Source organism: Streptomyces albidus (ex Kaewkla and Franco 2022) (assembly GCF_013870515.1).
Classification (GTDB): domain Bacteria; phylum Actinomycetota; class Actinomycetes; order Streptomycetales; family Streptomycetaceae; genus Streptomyces; species Streptomyces albidus.
Map to the genome: position 1 here is coordinate 1 of NZ_JACBXA010000023.1, position 26,809 is coordinate 26,809.

Sequence of the window (26,809 nt, forward strand, 5' to 3'; positions counted from 1 at the left end):
ACGCCCGCGGGGAGGCGCGCAGCGGCGGGCTCCTCATGGCCACCGAGGACATCAAGCCGAGCCCGAACACGGTGCTCAGCAAGGACGCCAACACCGAGTACCACGGCAGTGACCTGTTCGGGCGGCTGTTGAAGCCAGACGGTTCCAGCCCCACCGTGCCGCCCGGCGTGCGGGCGATACCGGCCCCGGGAGAGATGGTCGTCTCGCCGGCGCTGAAGGACCTGCTGGAGTCCCCGGAGGGCGAGCACCTCAAGGAGCGGCTCGACGGCAGGGTCGTCGGAACAATCGGCGACGCAGGCCTGCTGGGGCCGAGGGAACTGGCCTTCTACAAGGGCGCGGACGAACTCACCGTCAAGACGGACGCCCAGCGGCTCAGCAGGTTCGGCGGTCCTCAGGACGAGGACCCGATGGACCCGGTACTGCTGCTGCTGGTCGTGGTCGCCTGCGCGGTGCTGGTGATGCCGGTGGCCATCTTCATCGCCACGGCCGTGCGCTTCGGCGGCGAACAGCGCGACACCAGGCTCGCCGCTCTGCGGCTCGTGGGCGCCGACGCGGCGATGGCCCGGCGGATGGCTGCGGGGGAGTCGCTGGTGGGCGCCCTGCTCGGACTGCTGCTCGGCGGCTGGTTCTTCCTGCTGGGGCGCGTCTTCATCGGCAGGGTCGAGCTGTTCGGCATGAGCGTCTTCCCCGCCGACGTCTCACCCGGACTCGGCCTCGGTCTGCTGATCGTCGTCAGCGTCCCGCTGACGGCCGTGGCCGTCACCATCTTCGCGCTGCGCGGCGTCGCCATCGAGCCGCTGGGCCTTGTGCGCAAAGCCGAACAGCGGCCCAGGCGGCTGTGGTGGCGGCTGCTGCCGCCCGCCGCAGGTGCGGCGCTGCTCGCTCCGCTCGCGGGTTCGGTGGCCGGGGAGACCCCCGCCGTCAACGAGGTGCAGATCACCAGTGCGGTCGTGCTGCTCCTCGGCGGCATCGCGCTGCTGCTGCCGTGGCTGGTGGAGCGGATCGTGAGCCGGCTGCGCGGCGGACCCGTCTCGTGGCAGCTCGCCACCCGGCGACTCCAGCTCAGCAGCGGCAACGCCAGCCGTGCGGTCAGCGGCATCACCATCGCGGTGGCCGGGGCGATCGCGCTGCAGATGCTGTTCGCCGCCGCGGAGAAGGACCAGGCGGGGCTCCTCCTGGCGGAGAGGGGAGACAGGTCCACGACCAGCGTGTACGGGGGTCACGCGACGCTCGCCGGGGCGGAGGCGCTGACGGAGAGGCTCAAGCGGACGCAGGGCGTACACGACGCGGCGGGCCATCTGCAGACGTGGGCGATGCCCAAGGGCTCCGACGAAGAGGTCTCCATCACGGTCGGGAGCTGCGCCACACTGCGCGACGTGGCCCACCTCGGCGACTGCCGCGACGGAGACGCCTTCCTGGCCCGGCCCGAGAAGGGGGAGAGCGCCAACCCCGAGCCCGGAACGAGCCTGATCCTCGGTGAAGAGTCCGAAGAGGGCGGGTCCTCCTGGCGGCTGCCCGGCTCGGCCCGTACGGTCACGGGCGTCCGGGGGCCCGAGGGCGGCAGGATGGAAGGCATCCTGGCGACACCCTCCGCGCTTCCCGCGCAGCAGCTGCAGGACGCCATGTACCAGGGCTGGGTCGCCACCGACCGGTCCGAGGCGGTGATGGAGAACCTTCGCACGGTCGTCTTCCACGTCGACCCCTCCTACTCCCTCTTCGAGACCGGCAGCGGGGACGCGATGAAGGAGCTCGTGACCGTACGGCGCGCGGTGCTCGCGGCGGCGGTGGCGGTGCTGCTGCTGATCGGGGCCAGCATGATCGTCTCGATGCTGGAACAGCTGAGGGAGCGCAAGCGGCAGTTGTCGGTCCTGGTGGCCTTCGGAACCAAGCGCTCGACTCTGGGCGTCTCGGTGTTGTGGCAGACCGCTGTGCCGGTCGTGCTGGGAATCGGGCTGGCGACGGTCTTCGGGCTGGGCCTGGGCTGGGGGCTGCTGCGCCTGCTGGACGCTCCGACCACGGAGTGGCTGGCCTTCCTGCCGGTGGCAGGTGCGGGCGCCGCGGTCATCGCTCTGGTGACGTTCGTCAGCCTCCCGTTCTTGTGGCGGATGATGCGGCCCGACGGGCTGCGTACGGAGTGAATCGCTGACTCCGTAGCGGGGTCATCCACCGTCTCGCGGTTCCGGCCAGGCCCCCATGCTGGCCGGAACCGCGTTTTCGCGTTAAAGTGATATCACTTTGCTAGACAGTGATTGCGCCAACGGAGCGCGCCGGGCACCGAGCGGCCGCTCCGGAAACCGATCGAGAGACGGGGGACCCTGATGTCCGCTCAAAAGCCGAGCACGACCGAAATCGACGATGTACCAGACATGCCCGCACCGGAGGTGCGGGAGGTCGCCGCGCACAGCATTCCCGGCGGCCTCGCACTGCTGCTGGGGCTCGTCGGCGTCCTGATCGGCGTCGGGGGGATAGTGCTGGGTGGAGGGCTCGCCTCCGACGGAGACGCCGGAGTGGGTGCGACCTTGCTCGTCTTCGGCATCCTGCTGCTGATCGGCTCCATCTTCGCGATGTGCGGCCTGAACATGGTCGCGCCCGGTGAGGCTCGCGTCGTCCAGCTCTTCGGGCGCTACACGGGCACGATCCGTACGGACGGTCTGCGCTGGGTCAACCCGCTCACCAGCCGGGCGAAGATCTCCACGCGCGTGCGCAACCACGAGACCCCCGTCCTCAAGGTGAACGACGCCTACGGCAATCCGATCGAGCTCGCCGCCGTCGTGGTCTGGCAGGTGGCGGACACGGCGCAGGCGAAGTTCTCCGTGGACGACTTCATCGAGTTCGTGGCGACCCAGACGGAGGCCGCCGTCCGCCACATCGCCATCGAGTACCCGTACGACGCGCACGACGAGGACGGTCTCTCCCTGCGCGGAAACGCCGAGGAGATCACGGAGAAGCTCGCCGCCGAGCTGACCCTGCGAGTCAGTGCGGCCGGCGTGAAGATCATCGAGTCGCGCTTCACGCACCTCGCCTACGCGCCCGAGATCGCCTCCGCCATGCTCCAGCGGCAGCAGGCGGGCGCCGTGGTCGCCGCGCGCAAGACGATCGTCGAGGGTGCGTGCGGCATGGTCGAGGACGCCATCACCCGCATCGCCGCACAGGACTTCGTCGAGCTGGACGAGGAGCGCAGGGCGAACATGGTCAGCAACCTGCTGGTCGTGCTCTGCGGTGACCGCTCGCCGCAGCCGGTGATGAACACGGGGACGCTCTACCAGTGACGGACCCTCCCGAACGTGCGGCGTCCGCGGAGCCGGCCGGACCGGAGCAGCCCGAAGAGGGCGCGACGGGCACCGGTTCCGCGGACCCGCCGCGTGAGAGCGCCGGGAGACGGCCGCAGCGGCAGCGCAAGCAGCTGCTGCTGCGGCTCGACCCGGCGATACACGACGCGCTCGCCCGCTGGGCGGCCGACGAACTGCGTTCCACCAACGCCCAGATCGACTACCTGCTGCGCAAGGCTCTCGCCGACGCGCGACGACTGCCCGGCAACGCCCGTCCGCACCCACGCAGAGGCCGTCCGCCCCGCGAGGAGTGACAGCGGGCGCCCCGAGAGGTGACGGGCATCCCGCGAGGAGGCCCCGGCAGCCCGTGCTCGGTCCGCCGAACGGATCATCCACGTGGCCGCGACCCCGCACCCGCGCCGATACTGCCTCTGAGGAGGTCGTCTGCCTGCCGGCGCCGGTAGCACCGAACCGACGCACGAGGCGGGATCACCGGTCAGTCCTCATGCCGATGGAAAGGCGCGGAGCGTGGCTGACAACCGTGACTGGATGAGTGACCTTCTGGAAGCCGTGCAGGCGGCGCCCCCGGTGAAGTCCGTCGCAGTGATGGCACGGATCCTCCAGGAGGAGTTCTCCGCCGTGGAGGTCTCCTTCTTGATCACGGACCTCGGCGGCAGCGCCGTCGTGCGTCTGACGGGTTCCGACGACGAGGAAGTCACCAGCGAGCCGAAACGGCTCCCCCTCGCCGGCACCGTCTACGAGCGGGTGATCCGCTCCCAGCAGCTGTGGGTCGACAGCTGCGAGCCGGTGGGGGACGCCGACGGCACGCGTCGCGCTCACGTCATCGCGCCGGTGTCGGACCGCGGGGACGCGATCGGCCTGCTCGAACTGACGCTGCCGACCCCGCCCGACCGCCGGCTGCTGCAACGCATCACCGCCGCGGCACACGCCATGGCCTACGTGGTGGTCGTCAACAGGCGCTTCACCGATCTGTACGAATGGGGCCGGCGGACCACGCGGATGTCCTTGGCCTCCGAGATCCAGCACCGCCTTCTGCCCGAGTCCTTCACGTGCGACGCCGGTCCCTTCATCGTGGCCGGGTCGCTGGAGCCGGCCGCCAGCATCGGCGGGGACACCTTCGACTACGCCCTCAACCGCCGCGGCCTCCACCTGTCCCTCACCGACGCCATGGGCCACGACGTGCGTGCCGCGCAGCTGGCCACCGTCGTCGTCAGCGCCCTGCGCAACGCCCGCCGGGCGGGGCTCGGTCTCGTGGCTCAGGCCGAGGCCGCCAACATCGCCGTCGCCGAGCATGCAGTACGCGAGCACCACGCGGTCCTGGAGGAGTCCGCCCGGGTGCACAACGCCCTCGCGGAGCACGGCGCCCAGGCCATGGCCACCGGACAGCTCCTGTGGGTCTCCTTCGAGACGGGACATGCGGTCTTCGTGAACGCCGGGCACGTCTGGCCCTTGCTGCTGCGCCAGGGGAGCGTCGAGGAGATCACCCCCATCGTCGACCTGCCGTTCGGCGTCGACACCCGGCACTCGTACCACCTGCAGACCCTGGACCTGCGCCCCGGCGACCGTCTCGTCCTGATCACCGACGGCATGCTCGAACCCAACGGCGACAGCCGGCGCCTTCGTGAGCTGATCAAGGAGACGGCCGCCCAGCATCCGCGGGACGCGGTGCGCGCGTTCACCAGGTTCGTACTGTCGGCGACCGACCACGACCCCCGCGACGACGCCACAGTGCTGTGCCTGGAGTGGTCCGGCGTGGCCTGGTCCAGCAGCAACCGGTGAGCGGGGGCGGGATCAGCAGACGGCGCCGGGCCGCCCCGCCGTCGCCCTGAGCAGCTCCCGCAGCAGTTCGAAGTCGATGGTGTCGGGCTTGCGGAAGCGCAGGCAGCCCTTGCCCATGTTCTGTCCGGCCAGCTGCTCGGTGAACGCCTCCCGGACGTCGGTGCGCATCAGATAGAAGGAGATGTACTGCTTCTGGCTCGCGAACGCGATCTCCGCGACGCCGTTCCGTTCGTAGGCGGGCATGCCGTATGCCATCACCTCGTCGAAGCCCGGCAGTTCGGCCCGGCAAAGTGCGCGCAGCCTGATCAGGGCGTCCTTGCGCGCCGCGGGCACCTCGGTCAGATAGCCGTCCACGTCATTTGCCGCACTCTGCACCATTCCGTGAAGTTATGCGCGTACGAGGCTCCGAACAAGGCTTTGAGCAGCGGCAGCTGTCGGGGCCGGTGGGAGACGGGGTCCGCCGCGGGCGACCGGACCAGGGGCAGGGACAGCCTCACGAAAGGCGGAAACGACCTTTCCGGGAACCGGCGGCAGGTACGAACGTCGAGCACCGGCGCACGACCTGCCGCCGTCCTCACCCCGCCGGAAACTCCGCCTCGGAGGCGGGCACGAGGTTGCCCACTCCAGGGCCTGCCGCATCCACAGGGCCGTCGGTGTCGACCTTGACGCCCGAAGTGGTCGTCAGCCGCGGACGACCACGGCCCCGCGTTCGGTGACCCGCTGCTCCCGGGACCTGGTGAGCAATGCCGTGGGGCCTGCACTTCGCTCGCGCCCTGCCGAACTCGCCTAGCAGCAGGGCCACTTGACGGTCGGCTCCTACCCGGGGGTCCGACCGTGAACGCCGTTTCGCAGAAAAGTGCGCTTCCTCGCGATAAGGCCGTAGCACATGACGTGAGCTGTCGTCAGAGCAGTTGGACAAGCCTCTCGCAACCCCTGTTTCAGACACCCGCGCGGAGTAGATTGGCTCCGAATCCGGTCGACTTCGATCTCTGGTGGATCGCTGAGCCCGGGTCCGTCCCGCGCCGGAAGGACCGACGGCAGGTCAGGTGGCACACACATGCCGTACCGCTGCGGGCCGGGAAGTGGACTGTCACTGCTGCGAGTTCGATCCCGACGATCTGTCGGGCTCACGCTGCTGCGGTGACACGGCGCCACTGCCAGGCGATCCGGGGGCCGTTCGGCGACGAACGACCTCAGGCAGGTCTCTGCAGTATCGATCCATCACGGGGGTGATGACGGGTGACGAAGCCGAGCATCCGCGGGAGGGCGCGTCGCGCCGACTCGCGCTGCCGTCCCGGCCTGCTGCTGCGCGGCACCCGCCGTGGCCCCGGTGAAGCCCGGGCGCGGAAGCACCTGCAGAGGCACTCGGAGCCTCGATCCGCAACCGTCATGCGCGAGTTCGCATTGCCGTCGGCCGTTCCGGGACAAGGGTCGCCCTTGGAACGCGGAGAACGGACGGCGCCGAACGGTAGGGGGAAAGAGTGAGTGACGACGTTCAGCTGGTGCGGGAGAGCTTCGACCGGATCCGCAGACGCGCCGATCATGTGGTCCGGTACTTCTACGCCCACCTGTTCTTCCACTGCCCGGAGTCGCGGCAACTCTTCCCGGAGGACATGAGCGAGCAATTCGACCGTCTCTTCGGCGCGTTGGGGCACATAGTCAGCCAGCTGGACGATCCCGACCTGCCCGCGTTCCTGACCCGGCTGGGGCGGGACCACCGCAAGTTCGGAATCGCGCGGCACCAGTACGAAGCGGTGGGGCGCAGCCTCCTCGCCGCGGTGCGCTTCGGCAGTGGCAGCGCATGGGACAGCGCTACGGAAGCGGCCTGGTGTGCGGCGTACGAGGCAGCGGCGAAGGCCATGCTGCACGGTGCGGAGGAAGCAGAGGCGCGGTACGAGCCGGCGTGGTGGGACGCTTCGGTCGTCGGCCACCGGCTGCACGAGGGGCACACGGCCGTGTTGAAGGTCCGCACGGACGAGCCCTATCCGTACCGGGCAGGACAGTACGCCACGGTGCACAGCCCTCAACTCCCCGGCGTGTGGCGGCCCTACTCCCTCGCCTCGGCACCGGCTCCCGGCGCACCGCTGGAGTTTCATGTGGCACGGGCCGACGGAGGGAAGCTCAGCTCCCTGCTGTGCGACCGCACGGCCCCCGGGGACAAGCTGCAGCTCGGACCTGCCTCTGGAGCGGTGACCATGGGGGAGGTGCCGCAGGGGCAAGGGGTCACGCTCGTCGCGGCGGGCAGCGGCTGGGCCCAGATGAAGGCCATTCTGGAATCGCTCGTGGACCGTGAGCCGCGACCGGGTACGCGGGTGTACTTCGTCGCCAGGAGCCGGCGGCACTTCTACGACATCGAGGCGATGACCTCGTTCGCCGACCGGTATCCGGACCTGGAGGTCTCCTGGTGGTGTCCGGAATGGGGCGAGCAGCCGGGGAAGACCGAACAGCGCCTGCGGTCCGCCCTGGCCGTCCGTGACGACTGGGGCAGCCAGCAGGTCCGTATCAGCGGGCCGGCGCCCTTCGTGAAGCGACTCCGCGATCTCTTCTTCGAACTCGGCGTCGCCCGCGACCGCGTCATGCACGACCCGCTGCCTCCGAACGCGGCGCAGAGGAAACGGCACATCACCCCCGCCGAGCATTTCCTCGCCCCCCGGCCCGTTCCCTGGATCGATCCCACCGAGCGCGGCACGTCCACCGACGTCGAGACCGAGGTCCCGTACTTCCCAGCCGACTAGGGGGTGTCCGCAAGGTAGCGTCGTCCACCTCCCAGGCGGGGCTTTGCTTACACGCCCCAGGGTGAACTCGTACGGCGTCTGACGGGGGGGGGCACCTGTCAACGCCGGTGTGTCAGGAGGGCGTCAGGCAGAAGGGGTGGCCGGCCGGATCCAGGAGTACCCGCCAGCGTCCGTCGCCGGGCTGATGGTCCGGTTCGGCCGCGCCGAGTTCCAGGGCCAGCTCTTCCATCGCATCGAGGTCGTCAGCGCGGAAGTCCAGGTGGAACTGTTGTGGCACGTCCTGGCCCGGCCACTGCGGAGCCCGGTATCCGTCGACCTTCTGGAACCCCAGATCACAGCCGGAGTCGTCCGTCAGAGCGGCGAACTCGTCCGTACTGAAGAGTTCGCGCATCCCGGTCAGTGCACCGTAGAAGCCTGCCAGCGTCCGCGGGTCGGCACAGTCCAGAGTCACCCCTCGCAGTACAGCGCCTGGCACCATTCGCTCCTTCGCGTCCGCGTGTCTGTCTCCGTGAGCAGCCGCTGCACGCGATCACCGGCCGCAGCCACACCGTACTCGCCACATCCACCGCTGAAGTAGCGGTTTATCCCTGCCTCAGAGCAACGGGTGGTTGTGACCGGCGCTTTCGATACACGCCCCAGGACGTGTCCGCAGAGCAGTGTCATCCGCCTCACGCCCGGGCGGGGCCTTGCCGAATCCCTCCCGGGACGATGACGGGGGGCTGAGCGGGGCGCACATGAAGGCGCCGGGACGGAGTCCTGCCGAGGGTCGGGAAAGAAGGGGGTTTGGCCCTCGCCGGCCGGGACAAACGAAGGCTCAGTGCTTCGGAATGCAGGCACAACCGCGGGAGTCCGCCGGGCGTTGCGCCCGACATCCCAAGGCTGTGCCGAGTCTCCCGCGAGTGTCCGATCCACTTGTTCCGCGGGAGGGAAGCAGTCTCATGAGCGTCACCCCACTCCGTTCTGAAAGCCGTCGTCGTCACCAAGACGCGCCGGACACCGCCGCCGACTTCGAGCGGCTCGCCGCGCTGCCGGCAGGGCCGGAAGCGGAGGAGCTGCAGGAGAAGCTGGTCGCGGCTTGGCTGCCGATGGCGAAGCGCCTCGCCCGCAAGTTCCGCAACCGGGGTGAGCCTGTGGAGGACCTGGAACAGGTGGCCGCGCTGGGCCTGTTCAAGGCGGTCGGCCGCTTCGACCCGGCGGAGGGCTCCGCGTTCGAGAGCTACGCGATTCCGACGATCACCGGAGAACTCAAGCGTCATTTCCGAGATCACACGTGGGACGTCCACGTGCCCCGACGCGTCCAGAATCTGCGCAACCGCGTGCGCGAATGCATCAAGACGCTCAGCGCGGAAGGCAGTTCCCCGACAGTGGCTCGTATCGCGGAGCACTCCGGACTGTGCGAGGAAGATGTGCAGCTCGGAATGGAGGCCCTGGGAAGCTACAAGTCCCTCTCGCTGGACGCCCCCAGGGGCGAGGGCGAGGACGACTACTCGCTGCTGAACTACCTGGGGCAGACCGAACCGGGCTTCGACCTCGCTCTCTCCCGCGAGGCCGTGAAGCCGTACCTGAAGCGCCTGCCCGAGCGGGAACGCGAGATTCTCTATCTGCGCTTCTTCCGCGGCCGGACCCAGAGTCACATCGCGCAGCAGTTCGGCTGCTCGCAGATGCACATCTCCCGCCTGATCTCCCGCACTTGTGAACGGCTGCGCCGCCAGGTCGAGGATGACGCCGAGTACGAGATGCCCGCGGCCGCCGCGGCCTGAATCTGTCTGCCCCAGGCTCACCACGGCCCGGGTCTGGGGCAGACGCCCAACCTCTCGCCGCACCCGGCGGGCTCTTCTCCGGAGCACTCGACCCGCCCCGGGGCTCGCAGGCCGGGGGAGGGTGACCACCGGCGGGCCCGGCTAGCTCCAGACCTCGGGGCCGCCACCCCGCCACTCGATCAGCTCAGGGTCGTCCAGGCGTACGGAGCCGGCGTCCAGACCGGAACGGCGAAGGAACTCGGCGAACTCCCGCAGGTCGTGCGCGAGCCCGAGGATCCGTCCGTTCGTGGTCACGCGGCGCCCGCCGGACGGTGACGGCGGATGCACGACGATCGGCGCTGCCATACGACCAGAGTGCGCCCGGGCGGCGTCACGTGCATGCCGGAACTACTCCACGAGGGACCGGGCCGCGCCGAGTGCCAGATGCCACGGGTACGCCTTCCGGTCGCCCTCGCCGGGAGGATGGGGCTGGAAGCCGCCCTCTCCGAAGAGGACCCGCGCCCCGGAAGCCCTCAGGATCTCGATGCTGCGGCCGAACTGCGGATGCGTTGCGTATGCGCTGTTCACGCACGGCATCACCACCAGAGGGGAGCGCAGGCACAACGCCTCGGTGAGATGGCCCGCCACGAAGTTCGGCGTCAGTCCGAGTGCCGCGGCGTTGACCGTGTTCAAGGACGCCGGCGCCACGACCGTCACATCGGCGCGCGGCCATATCTCCCGGACCCCGAAAGCCTCCGCTGAGCTCCGCACCGGATATCCCGTCTGCCCCTCCAACGCCGGCAACTGGTCGTCGAGCCACTCGGCGGCGGTCGGTGTCAGCCCGACGCACACGGTCCAGCCTTCAGCCTGCGCATGCCAGACGACGTCCACGAGGTCGACCGCGGGGGGAGCGGCGGAGGCGAGGAGGTGCAGCACGCGAGAAGGCATGGTGGGTATCCCACCACAGAACGCCGCCCCCGAAAGAGTGGGGTGACGGAGTTCGTTGCCATCTCGCGAACGGCTGCTCAGGACGTGGGCCGGTTCCGCCTATCCGGCCCCGTGTTGGCCGGATTCCTCCCGCCGGGCCGCCCAGGCCGGCTCGGACAGCGCCGCCTGACGCAGGTGTTCGGCGAGTGCGGCGGTGGCCGTCGACGAGGTCCGGTCCTTGACCCCCCAGGCCAGCAGGTGGTGGCGGCGGGCCCAGGGATGCTGCAGCTCGCACACGTCGAGTGGCCGGCCGGGGTCGAGGGCGCGGCGCGGAACGACGGCGAGCCCGACGCCTGCGGTGGCGAGCGCGATGAGGACGTGGAGGTTGGCCACCGTGGTGCGGTATCGCACGAGCGGGGCGTGCGGGCCGAGGTGCTTCTCGATCCAGCGGCGAAGTGAGGAGTCGGCGTCGAGCCCGATGAGAGGGTGCTCGGCGACCTCGCTGTAGGTCAACGAGGTCCGGCCGGCGAGGATCCCGCCGGCCTGGGCGATCACCACGAGGGAGTCGTCCCCGAGGGGCTCCATCTCGAGACCGCTGTCCCGGGCCTCGTCGTCGACGACGACCCCCAGGTCCGCCTCGCCGTCGGCGAGCATCCGCACGGTCTGCGGGGTGCGGCTCTCGGAAACCGTGACGTCGACGTCGGGATGCGCCCGTAGGAATGAGACCAGAGCCTGCGGAACGAGCCGATGCATGGCGGATCCGCCGCCCAGCAGGGTCAGGGGAGCGGTCGGTGACCGGGTGTAGCTCGCGACGGCGCTCTCGAGCCGCGCCGTCTGGGCGAGGACGTCGCGGGCGTGGCGAGCGAGCGTCGTCCCGGCCGGAGTGGGCCGCACGCCCCGGCGGCCGCGGGTCAGCAGCTCCACCCCTGCGTGATGCTCGAGTGAGCGCACCCTGGCGCTGGCCGAAGGCAGGCTCAGATGCATCTGGCGGGCGCCCGCCGTGATCGACCCTTCCTCCACGATGTGGAGGAAGAGCCGAAGATCGCCCAAGTCGTAGCGCATCGCCTGAGCCTACGGCTGCGCCTTAGGCTGGGTACAGCGATTGCGCAGCGAATGCGCATTGTGGACCGGCGGGTGGCTGGGCGATGCTCGCCGTGTGACCGAGATACTGCTCGTCCTGCTCGCCGGCGTCGCAGCCGGAGCGCTGAACGCCGTCGGCGGCGGGGGAACGTTCGTGGCCCTGCCCGCTCTCGTCGCGTTCGGCCTGCCACCGGTGACGGCGAACGCGGTGTCGCGGATCGCGCTCGTACCGGGGGCGGTGGCCAGCACCTGGGTCTACCGACGCGAACTCACCCCGGTCGGGACGACGTCCACGAAGTCGCTGACAGTGGTCAGCGTGATCGGCGGCGGAATCGGCGCAGTCCTCCTGCTGGCCCTGCCGGCGTCGTCGTTCGACGCCGCGGCGCCGTGGCTTCTCGCGTTCGCCACGGTGGTTCTCGCCTTCGGACGACGGCTCTCCCAGGCGTTGGGCACCGCGCTGGGCCGCTCGGTCCACCTGAGTCCCCGAGCTGTTCTGATCGGCCAGTGCCTCATCGCCGTGTACGGCGGATACTTCGGCGGAGCCGTAGGCATCCTGATGATGGCCCTGTGGAGCGTCGGCGTCGGCCTGGACCCCGCCGCCGGCAACCCGATGCGGGTCGCGCAGCTGGCCGCCATCTTTCTCAGCGCGACCGTGCTGTTCCTCGTCGCCTCGGACGCCTTGAAGACTCCCCTTCTCCTCGCCGTCATGCTGGTCGGCGCGGTGACCGGCGGCTACGCGGGCGCCCATCTCGGCCGCCGCCTCCCCGCCCGGCTCCTTCGGGGCGTCATCCTGACCACGGCCGTGACCACGACCGTCCTGTACTTCCTGCGCGGCTGACCAGATGCAAGGCGGTGGCGGATCCCGCGCGGTACCACCGCCCCGACCGGCGACCACGGCCGAACCACGACAGCCCCGCCCGCTCGCCGGGCGCCCAACTGGCCGACGCCGCCGTCCTGTTCGAGCAACCGGGCGGGGCGCGCCCTGCAACTCATCGGCGCCGCCCAGGACATGGCGGCTCAAGCCGCGAGGGAACGCTTCGCGGCACCGGAACAATGAGGAGAGAAACGTGAACGCACCACCATCCGACGCGGTCCGGCTTCTACGGGCGTTCGCCTTACGCGCCTGGACGCTTGCCCTTCTCGTCGGCATCGCGGGCGACGCCCTGCTGACGATCGTCTTCGCGCTGGCCGGAGTCGGGCTGCTCCTCGCCCCGGCCGAGACGGTGGCCGGTTGCCGGCAGGGCCCGCTGGATGAGGTGCTCCCGCCCTCGCGTCGGACCCCGTAGTCCGAGTCACCCAGCTCGCCGCCGCTCAGCGACGTCTGGCGGAGCCTCCGGACCTACCATGCAGCATGAGCGTCGACCTTTTTGCGGGTCTGCCGGTCAACGACTGCGCGGCGGCCCTGGCCTGGTACGAGCGCCTGCTGGGATCCCCGCCCACGTTCGTCGTGAGCGACACGGAGGCCGTATGGGAACTCGCGGAACATTGCTCGGTGTTCATCGAGGAGCGGCCCGAGCACGCGGGCCACGCCATGCACACGATCTTCGTCGACGACCTCGACACCCGCGTCGCCGGGATCGCCGACCGGGGACTGGAGCCCGCAAAGCGTGAGACCTACCCGAACGGCGTGCGGAAGGTCACGTACCACGACCCCGACGGGAACGAGATCGGCTTCGGCGGCGCTCCCGTCTGAAAGCCCGCGTCGCCCGGAACGCCGCGTGACCCATGAGAGGTCCGGCCCTCAGCCGGCCTCGTCGAGGACCTCGCGCAACTTGTGCGCGAACGCTTCGGGCTGCCCCGCGTAGCCGAACTCGCCGCCGAGGAAGCCCCCGTGGTGGCTCGGGAACACCGTCGCCTGCTGACCGAGCAGTTCGGCCGTCGCCACCGAGGTGCGTCCGGTGAAGGTGCCCGAGGACTCCTCGCCCACTGCGATCACGACCCGTGTCCGCGCCGCGGCCAGCGCGCCGACGTCGGGCCGGTAGCTGCTGACAGCCCAGGACCGGTCGGACAGGAGCGGGTCCTCACGGAGGCCGTCGTCCTCAGAAGGCATCCCGAACGAGGCGGGATCCGGGGCGGGTCGGGCGAAGTAGCCGTCGGTGAATTCGCCTTGCCACGACGTCATCACGATGAAGGCCGCCATACCGGCACCCCAGCCCTTGGCCTCGTACGCCTCCCGGACACCGGACCGGGCACGCTCGGCGGCCTGGGCGTCGGGAAGCACGGGAATGAGCGGCGGCTCGTGCGCGACCAGGACGGTCACGTCATCGGGGTGGGCCGCGACGAGGGCGAGGGCCGTCACGGCTCCGCCGCTGCTCGCGAACAGCTCGACGGGGCCCGAGCCGAGCGCCTCGACGAGGGCGTGCACATCGACGGCCTGGGTCGCCGGAGCATGGTCGAACCGGCCGTCCTTGCGGGTGCTGCGGCCGAGGCCGCGCGGGTCGTAGGTGACCACGGTGCGGTCGGGGAAGTGGGATGCCAGCGCGGTGAATCCGGTGGCGTCCATCGGCTGTCCGATCATGACCAGCGGAGGGCGTCCGTCGGCGGTCGGCAGCGGGCCGTGGACGTCGTAGGCGAGGTCCACCTCGGGAGTTTCGAGTATCTGCGTAGTCATGACTGTCCGACTCCGTCCGCGTCGAGAACTCATCGGCCCGATGCCGGTCATATCCGGCATCCGATGCCCGGGCGCCCCGTCTCAACTCGATTGAGGCGGGGCGCATTCGCGTCCGACGACTGTGCGGCCCGTCGATCCGGATACTGATCGGCGTGCGGGCTCCGGCCTCCGCGATCGACGCGCAGGCGAGGGCGAACGATTCAGGAAAGCCAGTCGGCGTAGCGGGTGGGGGCGATGTGGGCGTCCTTGTCGGTGAGGACGTCACCATTGATGGCGGACAACATGCCGGCGTCGGGGTCGGTGACGACGGTGCGGTTGTCGGAGTCGTGGGCCAGGGTGATCCGGCCGAGCTCGTCCAGCGAGAAGATCTCGGGGCCGGCGATGTTGTGGATGCCGTTCAGCGGAGGGCCCGCGGCGACTTCCGCCACCGCCTCGGCCACGTCCTTTGAGGCGATCGGCTGGATCGGGGTGCTGGGAAGGCGCACGGTGTCGTCGACAGTGGTCCAGGACAGAACCGCCTTGATGAACTCCATGAACTGTGTCGCGCGGACGATCGAGTAGGGGATCGGTCCGGCCTTGAGGATGTCCTCCTGGAGCACCTTGGCCCGGTAGTAGTCCAGCTCCGGCACCTGTTCCGCGCCGACGATCGAGAGGATGACGAAGTGCCGGACGCCGGCCTTCTGCGCCGCCGCCAGAAGGTTGTCCATCGAGGCCTGGAAGAACTCCCGGGAAGACTCGTCGAAGGTGGGGGAGTTCGTCAGGTTGACGAGGACGTCGGCCCCCGCCGCCGCTTCGTCCAGCCCCTGGCCGCTGATGACGTCGATTCCGGTGGACTGGGAGTGCGGTACCGCCTCGTGGCCGGAGGCGTTCAGTCTCTTGACGACCTGCGACCCGATCAGCCCGGTGCCGCCGATGACCGCGATCTTCATGACATGCCTTTCGCTCGTCGGGAACACCCGGTGCCGGGCGTCGTGCGTGCCGTTCTGCAAGCGTGATCCGTGGCCACGTGCGGGACGCGCCGCGGTCGGTGGAGGCTCATCGGCCGGGTCGATTTCTGAGCGGACACTCTGTAGCGGGTGGCGCTGAGGCGCGATCCAGATTCTTTTCGGAGTTCGGCGGTCTGCGGATGTCGAGAACGTGCCGTCGGCTCCGTCCCAGGGACATCAGCGGCCACCACCGGCCGCACGAGGAAGAAGGAGAAGCCAGCATGGCGGTTCAGCGGATGGACAACGTCGGCATCGTCGTCGAGGACTTGGATGCCGCCATCGGGTTCTTCGTGGAACTCGGTATGGAGCTGGAGGGCAGGGCGGAGGTCGAGGGCCTCGTCGCCGACCAGTGCACCGGACTCGACGGCGTCCACTGTGACATCGCGATGGTCCGGACCCCGGACGGTCACAGCCGGCTCGAGCTGGCGAGGTACCGCAGCCCCGCGGCGATCAGCGCCCGGCCGCGCAACCAGCCGCACAACATCCTGGGCACGCACCGCGTCATGTTCGCCGTCGACGACCTCGAGGACACCGTTGCCCGTCTGCGCCCCCACGGCGCCGAACTCCTCGGCGAGATCGCCCGGTTCGAGGACAGCTATCTGCTCTGCTACGTCCGCGGCCCGGAGGGCATCATCGTCGGACTGGCCGAGCAACTGCGCTGACGAGGACGAATCGAACTGCGCCGAGAAGGACGAGCCGAACCGTGCAAGTCGCCCTGCCGCGCTGCGGATCCGTTGCATCGGTCGCATCGGTCGTCAGGACGTCAGGGGGATGCGCAGGGCCGCGGTGCCGCACAGATCGAGCCATGCGGTGTCGGGGGAGCGGACCACGCGGAGCGCCACGTGACCGCAGTGGGGGCAGCGCCCGACCAAGCCGGGTGCTCGGGTGTAGACGTGCAGCCGGGCCACCGGCTCGGTGACGCCGCAGCTCGCGCAGCGGCCGAGGGCGCTGGTCAGGTCCACGGCGAAGATCTCGGAGAGCGGGCCGGCGAGAGCGTTTCCGTCCTGATGTTCGTCGCTGTCTGGCTGGTAGTCCATGTCAGCCTCCACTGGGACCGAATCGTTCGGTGCGGATGTGATCGGGGTCGTGGCCCAGGTCGACGAGCAGGTCAGCCGCGTTCTCGACGAAACCGGTGGGGCCGCAGACGTAGCAGAGGGGGGAGGTCTCGGGTGGCCAGGCGAAGCCCGTGAGGTCCTCCCGGCGGATCCGGCCGGGCCGGCGGGGCCAGTCGTCGGGAGACGTCCGCGTGAAGAGGTACTCGGTCTCCAGGCCCGGCTCTCCACGTCGCAGCTCGGGCAGGTAGTACCGGTCGGCGGGTCCGCGTACGGAGTGCAGCAGCCTGAACGGTGTGGAAGCGGCGGTCGTACGACGGGCACGGATCATGGCCATCAGAGGCACCACGCCCGAGCCGCCGCCCACCAGCAGCACGGGGCCCACTTTTTCGGGGGACCACACGAACCAGCCACCGACCGGTCCGCGCAGCTCCACCGGGTCCCCCACCGCGAGTTGGTCGACCAGATACGGGGAGACCTCGCCGTCCGCGACGCGCTGCACCGTGAGTTCGACGAACTGCCCGCCGGGTGCCGAAGCCAGCGAGTAGCTGCGCTGTGCGCTGTACCCGTCCTCGGCGGTCAGCCTGACGTCGACGTGCTGCCCGGCAAGGTGACCGGGCCAGCCCGGCGCGTCCAGCACGAGTGTGCTTGCCGTCTCGTTCTCCGCGTGCCGTTCCAGGAGTGTGGCGACCTGCCAGCGCAGGCGCGTGCCTAGTCGCCCTGATACCGCTGTTCGCGCCATGGGTCTCCGTAGTCGTGGTAACCGAGGCCCTCCCAGAAGCCGGGCTCGTCCTCGGTGAGCAGCTGGATGCCGTGCACCCACTTCGCGGACTTCCAGAAGTACAGGTGGGGGACGAGCAGCCGGGCGGGTCCGCCGTGTTCCGGAGGGATGTCGTCGCCGTCGTAGCCGTACGCGATCCAGGCTTGGCCGTCGAGCAGGTCCTCCAGCGGCAGACTGGATGTGTAGCCGCCGTAGGAGCTGACGAGGGCGAAGTCCGCCGCGGTCTCCACCTCTGCAAGCAGCACGTCGAGGGAGACGCCCTGCCAAGAGGTGTCGAACTTCGACCACTTCGTCACGCAGTGCAGGTCGACGGTGGGACTGTCGCTGGGCAGCGCCGTCAACTCGGCCCAGTTCCAGGCATGCCGGGCCCCCGTCTCGGTGGTCACCGCGAACTCCCACTCATCCCGGGTGATCCGCGGTGTCGGACCGGCCGACAGCACCGGGAAGTCGTGCGTCTCGTACTGCCCCGGCGGCAGGCGGCGGGAGGACTCCCGCGCCCGGCCCCGGAAACCAGGAGAAACGACGCCCACGCTGGAGTCCTCCATTCGTATCGGTCACCGGACTCCGGCCGCCCCGCGCGCAATTGCCGGCGGAGAAGCAGGAGTTGTCGCATCGCGGGAAGAGCCGCCTCAGGCAGCGCCTCAGGCGGCGACGCGAGTGCGGAAGCCGCGGCCGAGGAAGTCGCGGATGTGGTGGGTGATGCTCTCCAGGTGGCTCTCCAGGGCGAAGTGCCCGGAATCGATCAGGCGGATCTCCGCGTCGGGCAGATCCCGTTGGAACGCGCGGGCGCCGTCCGGGCCGAAGATCTCGTCGTTCCGGCCCCATACGGCCAGCAGCGGGACCTGGGAGTCGCGGAAGTACTTCTGGACCGCCGGGTAGAGATCCACGTTGGTGGGATAGTCGCGGAAGAGCTTGAGCTGGATCTCGTCGTTGCCGGGCCGGTCGAGCAGCGCCTGGTCGTGGACCCAGTTGTCCGGGCTGACGAGTGTGGGGTCGGGCACGCCGTTCACGTACTGCCAGCGGGTGGCCTTGGCGGTCAGCGCGGCACGCGCCGGTCCCTCGGTCTCCGGGCTCGGGGCCTTGGCGTAGGCGAACAGGCCGTCCCAGAAGGACATCACGAAGCCTTCGGTGTACGCGTTGCCGCTTTGCGTGATGATCGCCGTGATGCGCTGAGGATCCTGCAGTGCGAGTCGCCATCCCACGGGTGCGCCGTAGTCGTGCACGTACATCGCGAACCGGTCGACGCCCAGGTGGGCGAGCAGCCCGGCGGTGATCTCGGTGATGGCCTCGAAGGTGTACGGGAACTCGTCGAGGCCCGGCATCGTCGACTGGCCGAAGCCGATGTGGTCGGGCGCGATGATCCGGTAGTGGTCCGAGAGGGCGGGGATCAGGTTCCGGAACATGTGAGAGCTGGTCGGGAAGCCGTGCAGCAGGACGAGGGCGGGCGCGTTCGAGTCGCCGGCTTCGCGGTAGAACACCTCCAGGCCGTCGATCGTGGCGGTGCGGTGGTGCACGGTTTGCGACATCTTGCTGGCCCCTTCGTTCCGTACGGCTGGTTACCGGTGAGGTCGACCACCTCGGCTCGGCCCGTCACGTGCCTCTGGGAGCCGGGTGGGGCGCGGATCGGTGTGGGAGTCGCTTGTGACGGCGGGGGTGGGAGTCTGCTCGACGACACCTCGGACGGTATCCACGCCCTCGCTCACAGCGCTCGCGCAGGAGGCGTTCGGGTGCCCGCTGCTCAGCGCCGGTTGCGTGAGCATGCGCAGACGTCCCGCGCCCGTGGACCGGCGAGTGTGCCGGCCGGGGAGCCCGTCACGTCTGACCGCGACCCTCCTGGATCGGGAACAGGCTCTGTCATGGCCCGAGCCCAGGGCACGGGACACGTCCGGCATGCGCAGCCGGGCGGCGTTTCGGCCCCCGGCGGGTAGCCGCTCCGGCTCGGTCCCACGGTCGGGCGGCCGACCGGACGGGTCGAGCCGTACCCGGCACATGCGGAGCGCAGAAGCTCAGGGTCGAGTCATCTCATCGGAGGATGTGCGGGGTGAAAGGGCACGTATAGCATCCATAAATGCCCTCCATAGACAAAGCGTGCAGCTGCGAGACGGCTGCGTCTGCGAACGAACTGCTTCGCCGCTTTGCCCGGGGACGGATCACGTGGAGCCCGGAAGACCTGGCCGAGTACGAACGCCTGCGGCAGCGCTGGGCGCGTGTCGTCAGCCGGGGCCCGCAGGCGGCACCTTGTGGCTGCACCGTGGAGCCGGGCAAGTGACCTGCCAGGCGAGCTGTGGTGGTGTAGCCGCCTTCGGCGACGGTCGCACTGAGAAGCAAGGGTCTGCCTGAGCACCCTGCAAGTTCGGGCTTCAGCTGGTTGTCGCGGGTGGTGCCTGTCCGTGTAGTGCTTGGAATGCCTGGTCCACGAGTGTGGGGAGGTGTTGGTTGCCGTCGCTGTCCACCCAGTGGGTGAGGGCGGTGGTCAGGGCGGCCAGCGATGCGGCTGCGAGTACGCGGGTGTTCAGGGTGACCGTGCTGTCTGTGCGTGCGGCGAGGGCTTCGGCGAACATCTGCTCGGTGGCGTATTGGTTCTCCCAGACGCGGGCCCGGAGCGCGGGCGTCTTCAGGACAAGCCGGGTGCGGACGAGCAGTGCTTCCTTGTCGGTTTCGTAGATGGCGGACAGGGCTTGGGTGAGCGCGTGGTGCAGGGCGGTGAGGGGGCTCTCCTCCGCGGGGCGCTGGGTGATGAGTTGGACGATCAGTGGGTCGTAGTCGTCGGTTTCGACGACGGCTTCCTTGGTGGGGAAGTGTCGGAAGAACGTCATGTGGGAGACGCCGGCTGCGGCAGCGATCTGTTCGACGGTGGTGTTCTCGTACCCCTGGCTCAGGAACAGCTTCAGAGCCTGTTCTTGAATGTTGTGACGCGTCTGGGCCTTCTTGCGTTCTCTCAGGCCCTTCGGTGCTGTGGGGGACGGTGCCATGTCGAACGGTGCCTCCGGTGCGTCACTGGGGGCCGGGAGCCTGAGCGCGATCGGTGATCAGGTCCGGCCGAGGGCCTGCGTCAGCCAGTGATCCAGCGACGCCGCTGACGTACCTCTCCAGGCAAGGTGCGCGTCAGGCCGCACCAGCATGACGTCCCGGCCGTTGCTGGCGCTGGCTTTGAGTACGGTAACTCTCCCTCCTGTGCCGAGATGGCGGCGTGTCACGGTCGCGCAGTCCCCGTCGGCGGGTGTCAGGAGCGCCCAATGGGCGCCGAGTTCGGCATGGAGTCGGGTCGGACTGCCGTCGGCCCGTTCGCATTTCAGGTCGGGGACGCGGTCGCCGGCGTGTGGCCCCGGTACGGCCCAGCTGCGAACTGACCGTCCTGCCAAGGGACTCTTGCGGTAGCTGACCTTCAGCTGGGAGGACTTCTCCCAGATCATGCGCTGCACGACGGGCCGGTTCATCAACGGGACGAATACGTGATCGCGGATGAGACGCGCCATCGGCGTCCCGCCGACGACCATGCGCGTCATCGCGCTGGTGGACTCCAAGACCTCCTCGGCGATCGGACGCCGTTCCGCCTCATAGGAATCCAGCAGTCCTTCCCCGGACTGGCCTGCGGCGACCAGGGACAGTTTCCAGGCCAGGTTCTCCGCGTCTCCCAGCCCGGTGTTCATGCCCTGCCCGCCGAAGGGGCTGTGGACGTGTGCGGCGTCCCCGGCAAGCAGCACACGCCCTTTCCGGTAGGTGGAGGCGAGCCGACGGTGAATACGGAAGGTCGAGGTCCACAAAGCTTCCTGGACGTCGACAGACGGGAGACGGGCATGGTCGTGCAGGAGATCGACGAGCAAGGCAAGAACCTCCTCGCCACCGAGGTCCGCTGCCGTGCCCGTGGGGGCGGGAGCCATCAGCCGCCACACGTCTGCGCCAGGCATGGGGAAGGCTCCGAGCATCTGATCTCCACGAAGCCAGACCGAAACCGCCCCCTGGGGCAGAGACAGAGGAACGCGCACATCCGCGAGCAGGAAGCGCTCGATGACGGCCACGCCGGGAAAGCCGATGCCCGCCGCCTTGCGCACGCCGCTGTGTGCCCCGTCGCACCCGACCAGCCAGCCGGCGTCAATGGCCTCATCATCGATCTGGACGGTCACGCCACCGATGCTCTGATCCGCAGCGAGCAGTTCCCGTCCCCACTCGACTTCGACGCCGAGGTCGCGGAGTCGGTGCCGGAGGCGGGCTTCCACTTCCGCCTGGGAAATGATCAGTCCGGGCCTGGTGACCAGCTTGGTGCGTTGTCCGACGTTCAGTCGTGCCATCGGCTCACCGTTGACGTGAGTGAGCACCTGACGGATGTGCACCGAGCCCTCCGGCAGATCTGCGAGGGCACCAAGACGATCCAGTACTTCCGCGCCTCGCGGCTGCAGCCCCAGCGCCCGCGACGTGGCAGCTGGCCCCTTCGCCTTGTCCACGACCCGGACCGGCACCCCGGTAGCTCGTAGACCACACGCCAGAGCCAGCCCTGTAGGCCCCGCTCCCGCGACAATCACTGTGGAGAGAGGCATCACGGACTCCTGACGTGTTAGTCACTAACTTATGTTAGAAGCTAACGCGAATCGAGTCTTGAGGCAACGCCCTTCATCGGGACCGTGCTGCGCCGCCCGACGTGGATCAGTGGAGGCGGCCGCTGCTTCTGGATGCGGCTCATGAAGACCGTCAGCCGTCCCTGCTTCAGGGCCCGTCTTGAGACTCGGTGCCGCCGGTGGTGCCGCGCTGGTAGATGTCGGGGATGTCGTCGGCGTTCTCGTCCACGTTCTCGGCTTCCCACAGGTGTCGGTAGATCCGGTCGCGGCGTTTGAGCAGTACCGCGGCCAGTGCGGCTGCCATCAGGGAACCGGCGAGGACGGCGGTCTTGATGTGCGCTGCGTCGGCCGGGTCGGGGAAGGCGAGTTCGCCGATGAGCAGGGACACGGTGAAGCCGATGCCGGCGAGCGTCGAGATGGCCAGGACATCGGCCCAGGCCAGGTCGGGGTTGAGCCGCGCGCGGGTGAAGCGGGCGGTGAGGTAGGTACCGGTGAGGATTCCGGCGATCTTGCCGATCACGAGGCCCAGCACGACGCCCAGCGGTTCCGGTCGCGTGAAGATCTCGCCCAGCCCGCTCACCGAGACGCTGACTCCGGCAGCGAACAAGGCGAACAGCGGCACCGCGACGCCGGCCGACAGCGGCCGCAGCAGGTGTTCCGTGCGCTCTCCCGGCGAGGCACGCTCCGCCTTCCGGCCAGGTGTCTCCTTGTCCCGGGTGGTGCGCAGGATGAGGCCCATGGCCACACCGGCAACGGTGGCGTGGATGCCTCCGTTGTAGGTCAGCGCCCAGATCGCGACGCCCAGGGGCAGATACCACCACCAGCCCCGCACCCGGAACCGCTGCAGCAGGTAGAAGACGACGAGTCCCGCTGCGGCACCTATCAGCGCGGGCGGGTTCAGGTCGCTGGTGAAGAAGAGCGCGATGACGAGGATGGCGCCCAGGTCGTCGACGACCGCGAGGGTGAGCAGGAAGGCCCTCAATGCGGAGGGGAGGTGGGTGTTGAGGACGGCCAGTACCGCCAGCGCGAAGGCGATGTCGGTGGCCATCGGCACCGCCCACCCCTTCGAGGAGCCTCCGCCCGCCGCAGCCGTCGCCAGATAGAGCGCAGCGGGCACTGCCATCCCGCACACCGCAGCGACTACCGGCAGTGCCGCTGCCGCAGGGCTGCGGAGCTGACCCACCACCAGCTCACGCTTGAGCTCGATACCGGCAACCAGGAAGAACAAGGTGAGGAGACCGTCTGAAGTCCAATGGCCCACGGACAGGTCCAGCCCGAGCGCGGGGATCCCGAAGTGAAGGTCCCGAGCAGCCGCGTAACCCGCGCTCCAAGGCGAATTCGCCCACACCAACGCGACGACAGCAGCGGCCAGTAGGGCAAGTCCACCGACCGTCTCGGTCCGCAAGGCCTTGGCGACCGCCGTGCGTTCGGGCCACGACAACACGCTCAGGAAGGTGCGTTGCTCATCACGGGAAGCGGGGCTCATCAACACGGGCTCCAAGCCATCGACGGTCGGACACAACGGTCCCCAGCCGCCGACCAGACTTCCCGGCACACCCCGCGCCCTCCGACGCGTCACGCACACCCTACGGGACGACTCGTAGGCGTGCCCGGGGGCGGATTCTGGCCGCCTCAGGACGGCTGATGCGGGGGAAGTCAGCAACCAGTGCAGCCGGAAGACTGCCGGGAACGGGACATGCGGCACTGCCGTGAGACAGCAAGGATTTGTTTCCCGACAGACCGGAAGACGGGGCGGAAACCAAGCACCGGTCGAAGAGCCCGGTCAAGTAGAAGCGATGCACATTGGCACGTCACGAGAGAGCGAACTCGAGTAGCAGCGCATCCCTTCAGCTGCCCCGGGTGCGGTCGACAGACTACGAAGGCGCGACCCTCCGACCGGTGGATTCCGCGCCTCTGGCACGACTCCTCGACTCATGGTCTACCGGTAAGAGCTCACGCACCGCCGACGAGCTGGCTCGGCTACTGGCTGAGAACGAGCAAGACGGTCCGATTCACCTCGTCCGCATCCTGGCTGCGATCGAAGCAGCTGCCCGCGAAACCGGCGGCAGCCTTGCCCACCTCACCGACACCCCTGCCATCACAGCCACCTGCGGTGGAACGCTCCACTACCTGGTCGAGATCCTCAACGGCAGCGGACTTCGCGCAGCCACCACAGCCGCCCGCACCCTGGACAACCACTCCCGCTACCTGGTGCTGACAGCCCTACGCCCCTACTGGGGCGCGCCCCTTCGGGTCATCACCGGCACACGGCCTCACGACGCGTATGTCATGTCGCCCAAGCGGCTCTGGAAATCCTGATTCGGCGAAAGCAGCTCGGCTCCGCAGGCCTCACTTTCATGGCAGGGGAGTTGGCGGTCAAGCCACAACGGGACAGCGGTTCCGGGAAGACTGCATGCCGCGCTGGTCACAGCCGCAACCTGCGGCGAAGCGGCGGTGTCGCTGTGATGATCCCTGCGACGCAGTTGCGGCTCATGCTTGCCCGGAGTGGTGACCGGTGGGACGCGGTACGCGTACCCGTCGTCATCGGTGAGGCGGTCATGTGCGGCCCGGTGCCGCCTGCGGCTACGCCATGTTCTCGATGTTCGGGGCGTGCTGGTTCGCGGACCCGCAGGTGCTGCTGCCGCTGATCGCCGATCGGCTGAACCCGGGCGGTGTCCTGGTGTTCTCGCAGCCTCCGGCCATCCCTGGCGCGTACGGCCCGCAAGGCATGTACAAGGGCGGATTCGCGGGCCCGGCGATGTTCACCTACCGCTACAGCTACACGCCGGAGCGGTGGGAGGGCTGGTGTCAGGCGGCTGGCTTCGCGAACGCGCAGGCGGCGGTGCTGGACGCACCAAAGCCGGGGTACATCGGGACGCTGCTGGTGCGGGCAGAGAAAGCCTGACCGGCGCAGGGCCGAGGGAGAGACATGCGCATCGGCAGGTTTCGAGCATCTCGCGGTGCAGGCGCCCGGAGTTGGCCTCCTATGGCCGAAATCAGACTGGTCGTCGCCCCGGACGTGAGCGGCCCACACTCAATCGCCAGCCTTTACCGCATAGCGGAAGAAGCCTTGCCACTCAGGCTCCCGATCGCCGGAGACCGGTGCAGGCCCAGGTCGTCCTGACCTCCGCAGGCATGGCCCTCTCCACACACGCATCGCATCCGCGCCGAGACCACCGTGAGTGTCGCTGACCTCAGCAGGCCCTGGGCTTCTTCTCGGCGTGCGTCCGGTTAGTTCGCCGTCTCGGTCGAGCGGGAGCTACGGGGTCTTCAGATCCTTCATTGCAGCCTCGATCTGTCGGCGCAGGCGCCCGTCTACGACGCCTTCCTGCGTGGTGGCGACGATCTCCTCGGCCACGGTGTAGAGCTTGGTGTTCGTCTGCTGGGAGACAGCTACCAGGGTCTTCCACGCGTCGTCTTCGGCCAGGCTGTAGGCAGCCATGAGCACACCCATGGACTTGTCGATGACTGGACGGGTCTCCATCGCCGTACGCAGCTGCTGCAGCTCCACGTGCTCATCGTGGGTGTCACCGCTCACGGCCGGCCCCCGCTTCCTTAAGCCCGTAGAAGTATCCCAACAGTGCCCTCGTCGGAGAAAGCTTATGTGCTGGTCCGGCAGCCGGGGCAGATGGACGCTGGATGGGCCGTCTCGGGTACGCACGGAGGTGACATGGGCGGCGGAATGGCCGCCTACAGGTGATCGATAGCCTCGGCCGCATTCCGGTCGCTTGAGGTTGCGGCCATACGGAGGCGCAGGCTAGGGCAGGTCCTTCGGCGGGCCGATTGACCGGCGCGTGCGATGGCTGGCGACGTTGGGGACGGTTGCCACCCACCTCGGGCATGCACTAGCGCCGGCGTCCGGCCTTGCTGGTGCCCACGAAGACGTACTGTGCACAGACAGTGCAGGAAGCCCGAAAGAAGCCCCGCCGAGGAAACGGCCCGCAAGCCTCGTCAGGAGCGCTGAGCCGACGATCGGCCGACGGCCTGCTCGAGGACGTCGCACGTGTGCTGGACTTCCTCCATCAGCCGTGTCGCCTCGCCCAACAGGATCCCGTAGGGCTCGGAGGGGTCCGCCAGCGGCAGAGGGCCCCCATTGGCGAAGTCGACAAGCCGCCCGTGGCGTTCGCGAGCCTCCTCCGTCCTTGAGCACAACTCCTGGGACTGATCGGGCAGGTGCTCCCCCTGAAACCTGCTGTAGACCTCGGTGACCCGCGCGAGGGACGCGATGAAGTCGCCGTAGTGTTGCAGGAAGTCGCGGTGCTCTGGATCCCCATCGCCGTCGTGCCACTGGACGAAACTTCGCGTCATGGATGCCACCTGGTACGTGACGCGCTCCAGGGCGTCGACCAGCTCTTGATAGCTGTCAAACGATGGTTCCCCGGAGTGCCCTTGCAGCTTGCGGCGGGGGTTGTAGTAGAGGCTCTCCCAAGCCGTATGCACAGAGGACTTCGCCTGTTCGGTGATCGAGCCGAGATTGAACGCGCGATGCCGCCAGTGCCGTGTGCGCCCCTCCTCCAGCTCGCCTTCCTTCAGAGCCGGATAGATGTCGCTGAACAGGTCGCAAAGGCTCTGTCCCAAGGTCTGGATACCGTACTCGGCGCCGCGGTATCGCATCGGCGGCAGCACCAGCACGTTGACGAGCACCCCCACGCCGCAGCCGATGAGGACGAGCAGGATGATCTGCCCGAGCTGCATGAACCCCTGACTGATACTGGCGGCGGAGATGTAGGTGGAGAAGGCGAAGAAGGCAGCCGTCGCCACGTTCGAGCCCTGCGAGCCCAGTGGCCGCCACCGCGCGATCGACAGCGCCGCCAGCGCCATCAAAACGAATGTCAGCATGTCCGGCCCGCCCAGCAGCCCCAGTGCTCCTTGCAGAAGCACTCCCAGCGCGACGGCACCCACATAGCGCAGCGCGTGCAACAACGACCGGTAGACAGTCACCTGCATGATCAGGACAGCTGAGAACGGGGCAAAAGCGGGGGTCTGAGCCTGCATCACATCGTGAGCCACGAACCAGGAAAGACTCGCGGCCAGAGTGCTCTTGCCGATGATGATCAGCACGTCGCGCTCGTGACCTCCACGCGCGCCGAGAGCTCTCCGCATCCACTGCCGCGCCCTGGCGACACGGCCCTGCGGCGCTGGTCGCTCGCCGTACGGCGACGCGGCTTCCTTGGACACGTATGCCTCCCCTAAACGGATGCGTGAAGTCGGGCCGCTCCCCTGTACCCCGGCACGAAAGACCTGAAGCGGGCGGTTCAGGCCTTGACGACGGTTCA

Annotated in this window: 27 protein-coding genes and 1 pseudogene; 12 read left to right on the plus strand and 16 right to left on the minus strand. The window is 68.9% G+C overall.

Translation table 11 applies throughout. From position 1 onward, the window contains the following. The 4 genes from H5J26_RS06455 to H5J26_RS06470 form a co-directional block, all read left to right on the plus strand. The coding region (locus tag H5J26_RS06455; RefSeq protein ID WP_181764739.1) for an FtsX-like permease family protein at positions 1–2,138 on the plus strand (2,138 nt) is incomplete at its 5' end. Positions 2,139–2,366: 228 nt separating this feature from the next. Then, on the plus strand, positions 2,367–3,269 hold the full coding sequence (locus tag H5J26_RS06460; RefSeq protein ID WP_419183756.1) for an SPFH domain-containing protein: 903 nt from the start codon (positions 2,367–2,369) through the stop codon (positions 3,267–3,269). Next, a complete protein-coding gene (locus H5J26_RS32385; RefSeq protein WP_181764741.1) occupies positions 3,266–3,583 on the plus strand; it encodes a hypothetical protein in 318 nt (105 codons plus the stop codon). Before H5J26_RS06460 ends, H5J26_RS32385 begins: the two co-directional genes overlap by 4 nt. Positions 3,584–3,797: 214 nt before the next feature. Continuing rightward, positions 3,798–5,069: a PP2C family protein-serine/threonine phosphatase gene (locus H5J26_RS06470; RefSeq protein ID WP_309237803.1), complete on the plus strand. Its 1,272-nt coding sequence runs from the start codon at positions 3,798–3,800 to the stop codon at positions 5,067–5,069. 12 nt (positions 5,070–5,081) lie between these two features. On the opposite strand, the gene H5J26_RS06475 is transcribed toward H5J26_RS06470, so the two are convergent. Next, the gene (locus H5J26_RS06475; protein WP_181764742.1) at positions 5,082–5,447 is read right to left on the minus strand and encodes an iron chaperone; all 366 of its coding nucleotides are present in this window, start codon (positions 5,445–5,447) and stop codon (positions 5,082–5,084) included. Between the two features lie 1,103 nt (positions 5,448–6,550). Between H5J26_RS06475 and H5J26_RS06480 the strand changes: the two genes are divergently transcribed. Then, a complete protein-coding gene (locus H5J26_RS06480) occupies positions 6,551–7,804 on the plus strand; it encodes a globin domain-containing protein (RefSeq protein WP_181764743.1) in 1,254 nt (417 codons plus the stop codon). A gap of 112 nt (positions 7,805–7,916) precedes the next feature. On the opposite strand, the gene H5J26_RS06485 is transcribed toward H5J26_RS06480, so the two are convergent. Further along, the gene (locus tag H5J26_RS06485) at positions 7,917–8,264 is read right to left on the minus strand and encodes a VOC family protein (RefSeq protein WP_235980442.1); all 348 of its coding nucleotides are present in this window, start codon (positions 8,262–8,264) and stop codon (positions 7,917–7,919) included. 478 nt (positions 8,265–8,742) lie between these two features. Here H5J26_RS06485 and H5J26_RS06490 point away from each other — a divergent pair, with 478 nt between their 5' ends. After that, positions 8,743–9,564, plus strand: a complete 822-nt coding sequence (locus H5J26_RS06490) for a SigB/SigF/SigG family RNA polymerase sigma factor (protein WP_181764745.1) — start codon at positions 8,743–8,745, stop codon at positions 9,562–9,564. A gap of 141 nt (positions 9,565–9,705) precedes the next feature. Here H5J26_RS06490 and H5J26_RS06495 read toward each other — a convergent pair whose 3' ends face one another. From H5J26_RS06495 to H5J26_RS06505, 3 genes are all read right to left on the minus strand, one after another. Next, entirely contained in the window at positions 9,706–9,909 is a 204-nt protein-coding gene (locus H5J26_RS06495; protein ID WP_181764746.1) for a hypothetical protein, read from the minus strand. A 42-nt stretch (positions 9,910–9,951) separates the two neighbouring features. Beyond that, positions 9,952–10,491, minus strand: a complete 540-nt coding sequence (locus H5J26_RS06500) for a flavoprotein (RefSeq protein ID WP_181764747.1) — start codon at positions 10,489–10,491, stop codon at positions 9,952–9,954. Between the two features lie 99 nt (positions 10,492–10,590). Continuing rightward, positions 10,591–11,532 carry a LysR family transcriptional regulator gene (locus H5J26_RS06505; RefSeq protein ID WP_181764748.1) on the minus strand — a complete coding sequence of 314 codons (942 nt, stop codon included), beginning with the start codon at positions 11,530–11,532 and terminating at the stop codon, positions 10,591–10,593. A gap of 94 nt (positions 11,533–11,626) precedes the next feature. On the opposite strand from H5J26_RS06505, the gene H5J26_RS06510 reads away from it, so the two are divergent. The 3 genes from H5J26_RS06510 to H5J26_RS06520 all read left to right on the plus strand — a co-directional run bounded on the left by H5J26_RS06510 (position 11,627) and on the right by H5J26_RS06520 (position 13,243). Further along, positions 11,627–12,388: a sulfite exporter TauE/SafE family protein gene (locus H5J26_RS06510; protein WP_181764749.1), complete on the plus strand. Its 762-nt coding sequence runs from the start codon at positions 11,627–11,629 to the stop codon at positions 12,386–12,388. A gap of 229 nt (positions 12,389–12,617) precedes the next feature. Then, positions 12,618–12,836 carry a hypothetical protein gene (locus tag H5J26_RS06515; RefSeq protein WP_181764750.1) on the plus strand — a complete coding sequence of 73 codons (219 nt, stop codon included), beginning with the start codon at positions 12,618–12,620 and terminating at the stop codon, positions 12,834–12,836. A gap of 65 nt (positions 12,837–12,901) precedes the next feature. Then, entirely contained in the window at positions 12,902–13,243 is a 342-nt protein-coding gene (locus tag H5J26_RS06520; RefSeq protein WP_181764751.1) for a VOC family protein, read from the plus strand. A gap of 48 nt (positions 13,244–13,291) precedes the next feature. Here H5J26_RS06520 and H5J26_RS06525 read toward each other — a convergent pair whose 3' ends face one another. Continuing rightward, on the minus strand, positions 13,292–14,161 hold the full coding sequence (locus H5J26_RS06525; RefSeq protein ID WP_181764752.1) for an alpha/beta fold hydrolase: 870 nt from the start codon (positions 14,159–14,161) through the stop codon (positions 13,292–13,294). A gap of 200 nt (positions 14,162–14,361) precedes the next feature. Then, complete coding sequence (locus H5J26_RS06530) at positions 14,362–15,090, minus strand: SDR family oxidoreductase (protein ID WP_181764753.1); 729 nt, start codon at positions 15,088–15,090, stop codon at positions 14,362–14,364. A 278-nt stretch (positions 15,091–15,368) separates the two neighbouring features. Here H5J26_RS06530 and H5J26_RS06535 point away from each other — a divergent pair, with 278 nt between their 5' ends. Next, the gene (locus H5J26_RS06535; RefSeq protein WP_181764754.1) at positions 15,369–15,809 is read left to right on the plus strand and encodes a VOC family protein; all 441 of its coding nucleotides are present in this window, start codon (positions 15,369–15,371) and stop codon (positions 15,807–15,809) included. Between the two features lie 93 nt (positions 15,810–15,902). Here H5J26_RS06535 and H5J26_RS06540 read toward each other — a convergent pair whose 3' ends face one another. From H5J26_RS06540 to nhaA, 7 genes are all read right to left on the minus strand, one after another. After that, on the minus strand, positions 15,903–16,184 hold the full coding sequence (locus tag H5J26_RS06540) for a DUF6510 family protein (RefSeq protein ID WP_181764755.1): 282 nt from the start codon (positions 16,182–16,184) through the stop codon (positions 15,903–15,905). Position 16,185: 1 nt separating this feature from the next. Further along, on the minus strand, positions 16,186–16,941 hold the full coding sequence (locus tag H5J26_RS06545; RefSeq protein ID WP_181764756.1) for a ferredoxin reductase: 756 nt from the start codon (positions 16,939–16,941) through the stop codon (positions 16,186–16,188). Continuing rightward, a complete protein-coding gene (locus tag H5J26_RS06550; protein WP_181764778.1) occupies positions 16,911–17,510 on the minus strand; it encodes a sulfite oxidase-like oxidoreductase in 600 nt (199 codons plus the stop codon). The genes H5J26_RS06545 and H5J26_RS06550 overlap by 31 nt, the downstream gene beginning before the upstream one ends. A gap of 111 nt (positions 17,511–17,621) precedes the next feature. Next, entirely contained in the window at positions 17,622–18,506 is an 885-nt protein-coding gene (locus tag H5J26_RS06555; protein WP_181764757.1) for an alpha/beta fold hydrolase, read from the minus strand. Between the two features lie 834 nt (positions 18,507–19,340). Next, entirely contained in the window at positions 19,341–19,952 is a 612-nt protein-coding gene (locus H5J26_RS06560) for a TetR/AcrR family transcriptional regulator (protein ID WP_181764758.1), read from the minus strand. A 57-nt stretch (positions 19,953–20,009) separates the two neighbouring features. After that, entirely contained in the window at positions 20,010–21,515 is a 1,506-nt protein-coding gene (locus tag H5J26_RS06565; protein WP_181764759.1) for an FAD-dependent monooxygenase, read from the minus strand. A 166-nt stretch (positions 21,516–21,681) separates the two neighbouring features. Then, on the minus strand, positions 21,682–23,019 hold the full coding sequence (gene nhaA / locus H5J26_RS06570) for a Na+/H+ antiporter NhaA (protein ID WP_181764760.1): 1,338 nt from the start codon (positions 23,017–23,019) through the stop codon (positions 21,682–21,684). 413 nt (positions 23,020–23,432) lie between these two features. On the opposite strand from nhaA, the gene H5J26_RS06575 reads away from it, so the two are divergent. Together H5J26_RS06575 and H5J26_RS06580 are read left to right on the plus strand one after the other, a co-directional pair. Next, entirely contained in the window at positions 23,433–23,852 is a 420-nt protein-coding gene (locus tag H5J26_RS06575; RefSeq protein WP_181764761.1) for a hypothetical protein, read from the plus strand. Between the two features lie 268 nt (positions 23,853–24,120). Then, a pseudogene (locus tag H5J26_RS06580) lies at positions 24,121–24,438 on the plus strand (SAM-dependent methyltransferase); the annotation flags it as partial. A gap of 354 nt (positions 24,439–24,792) precedes the next feature. On the opposite strand, the gene H5J26_RS06585 reads toward H5J26_RS06580, so the two are convergent. Continuing rightward, a complete protein-coding gene (locus H5J26_RS06585) occupies positions 24,793–25,071 on the minus strand; it encodes an ANTAR domain-containing protein (RefSeq protein WP_181764762.1) in 279 nt (92 codons plus the stop codon). Between the two features lie 413 nt (positions 25,072–25,484). Further along, complete coding sequence (locus H5J26_RS06590) at positions 25,485–26,711, minus strand: aromatic acid exporter family protein (RefSeq protein ID WP_309237804.1); 1,227 nt, start codon at positions 26,709–26,711, stop codon at positions 25,485–25,487. Between the last annotated feature and the right edge of the window lie 98 nt (positions 26,712–26,809).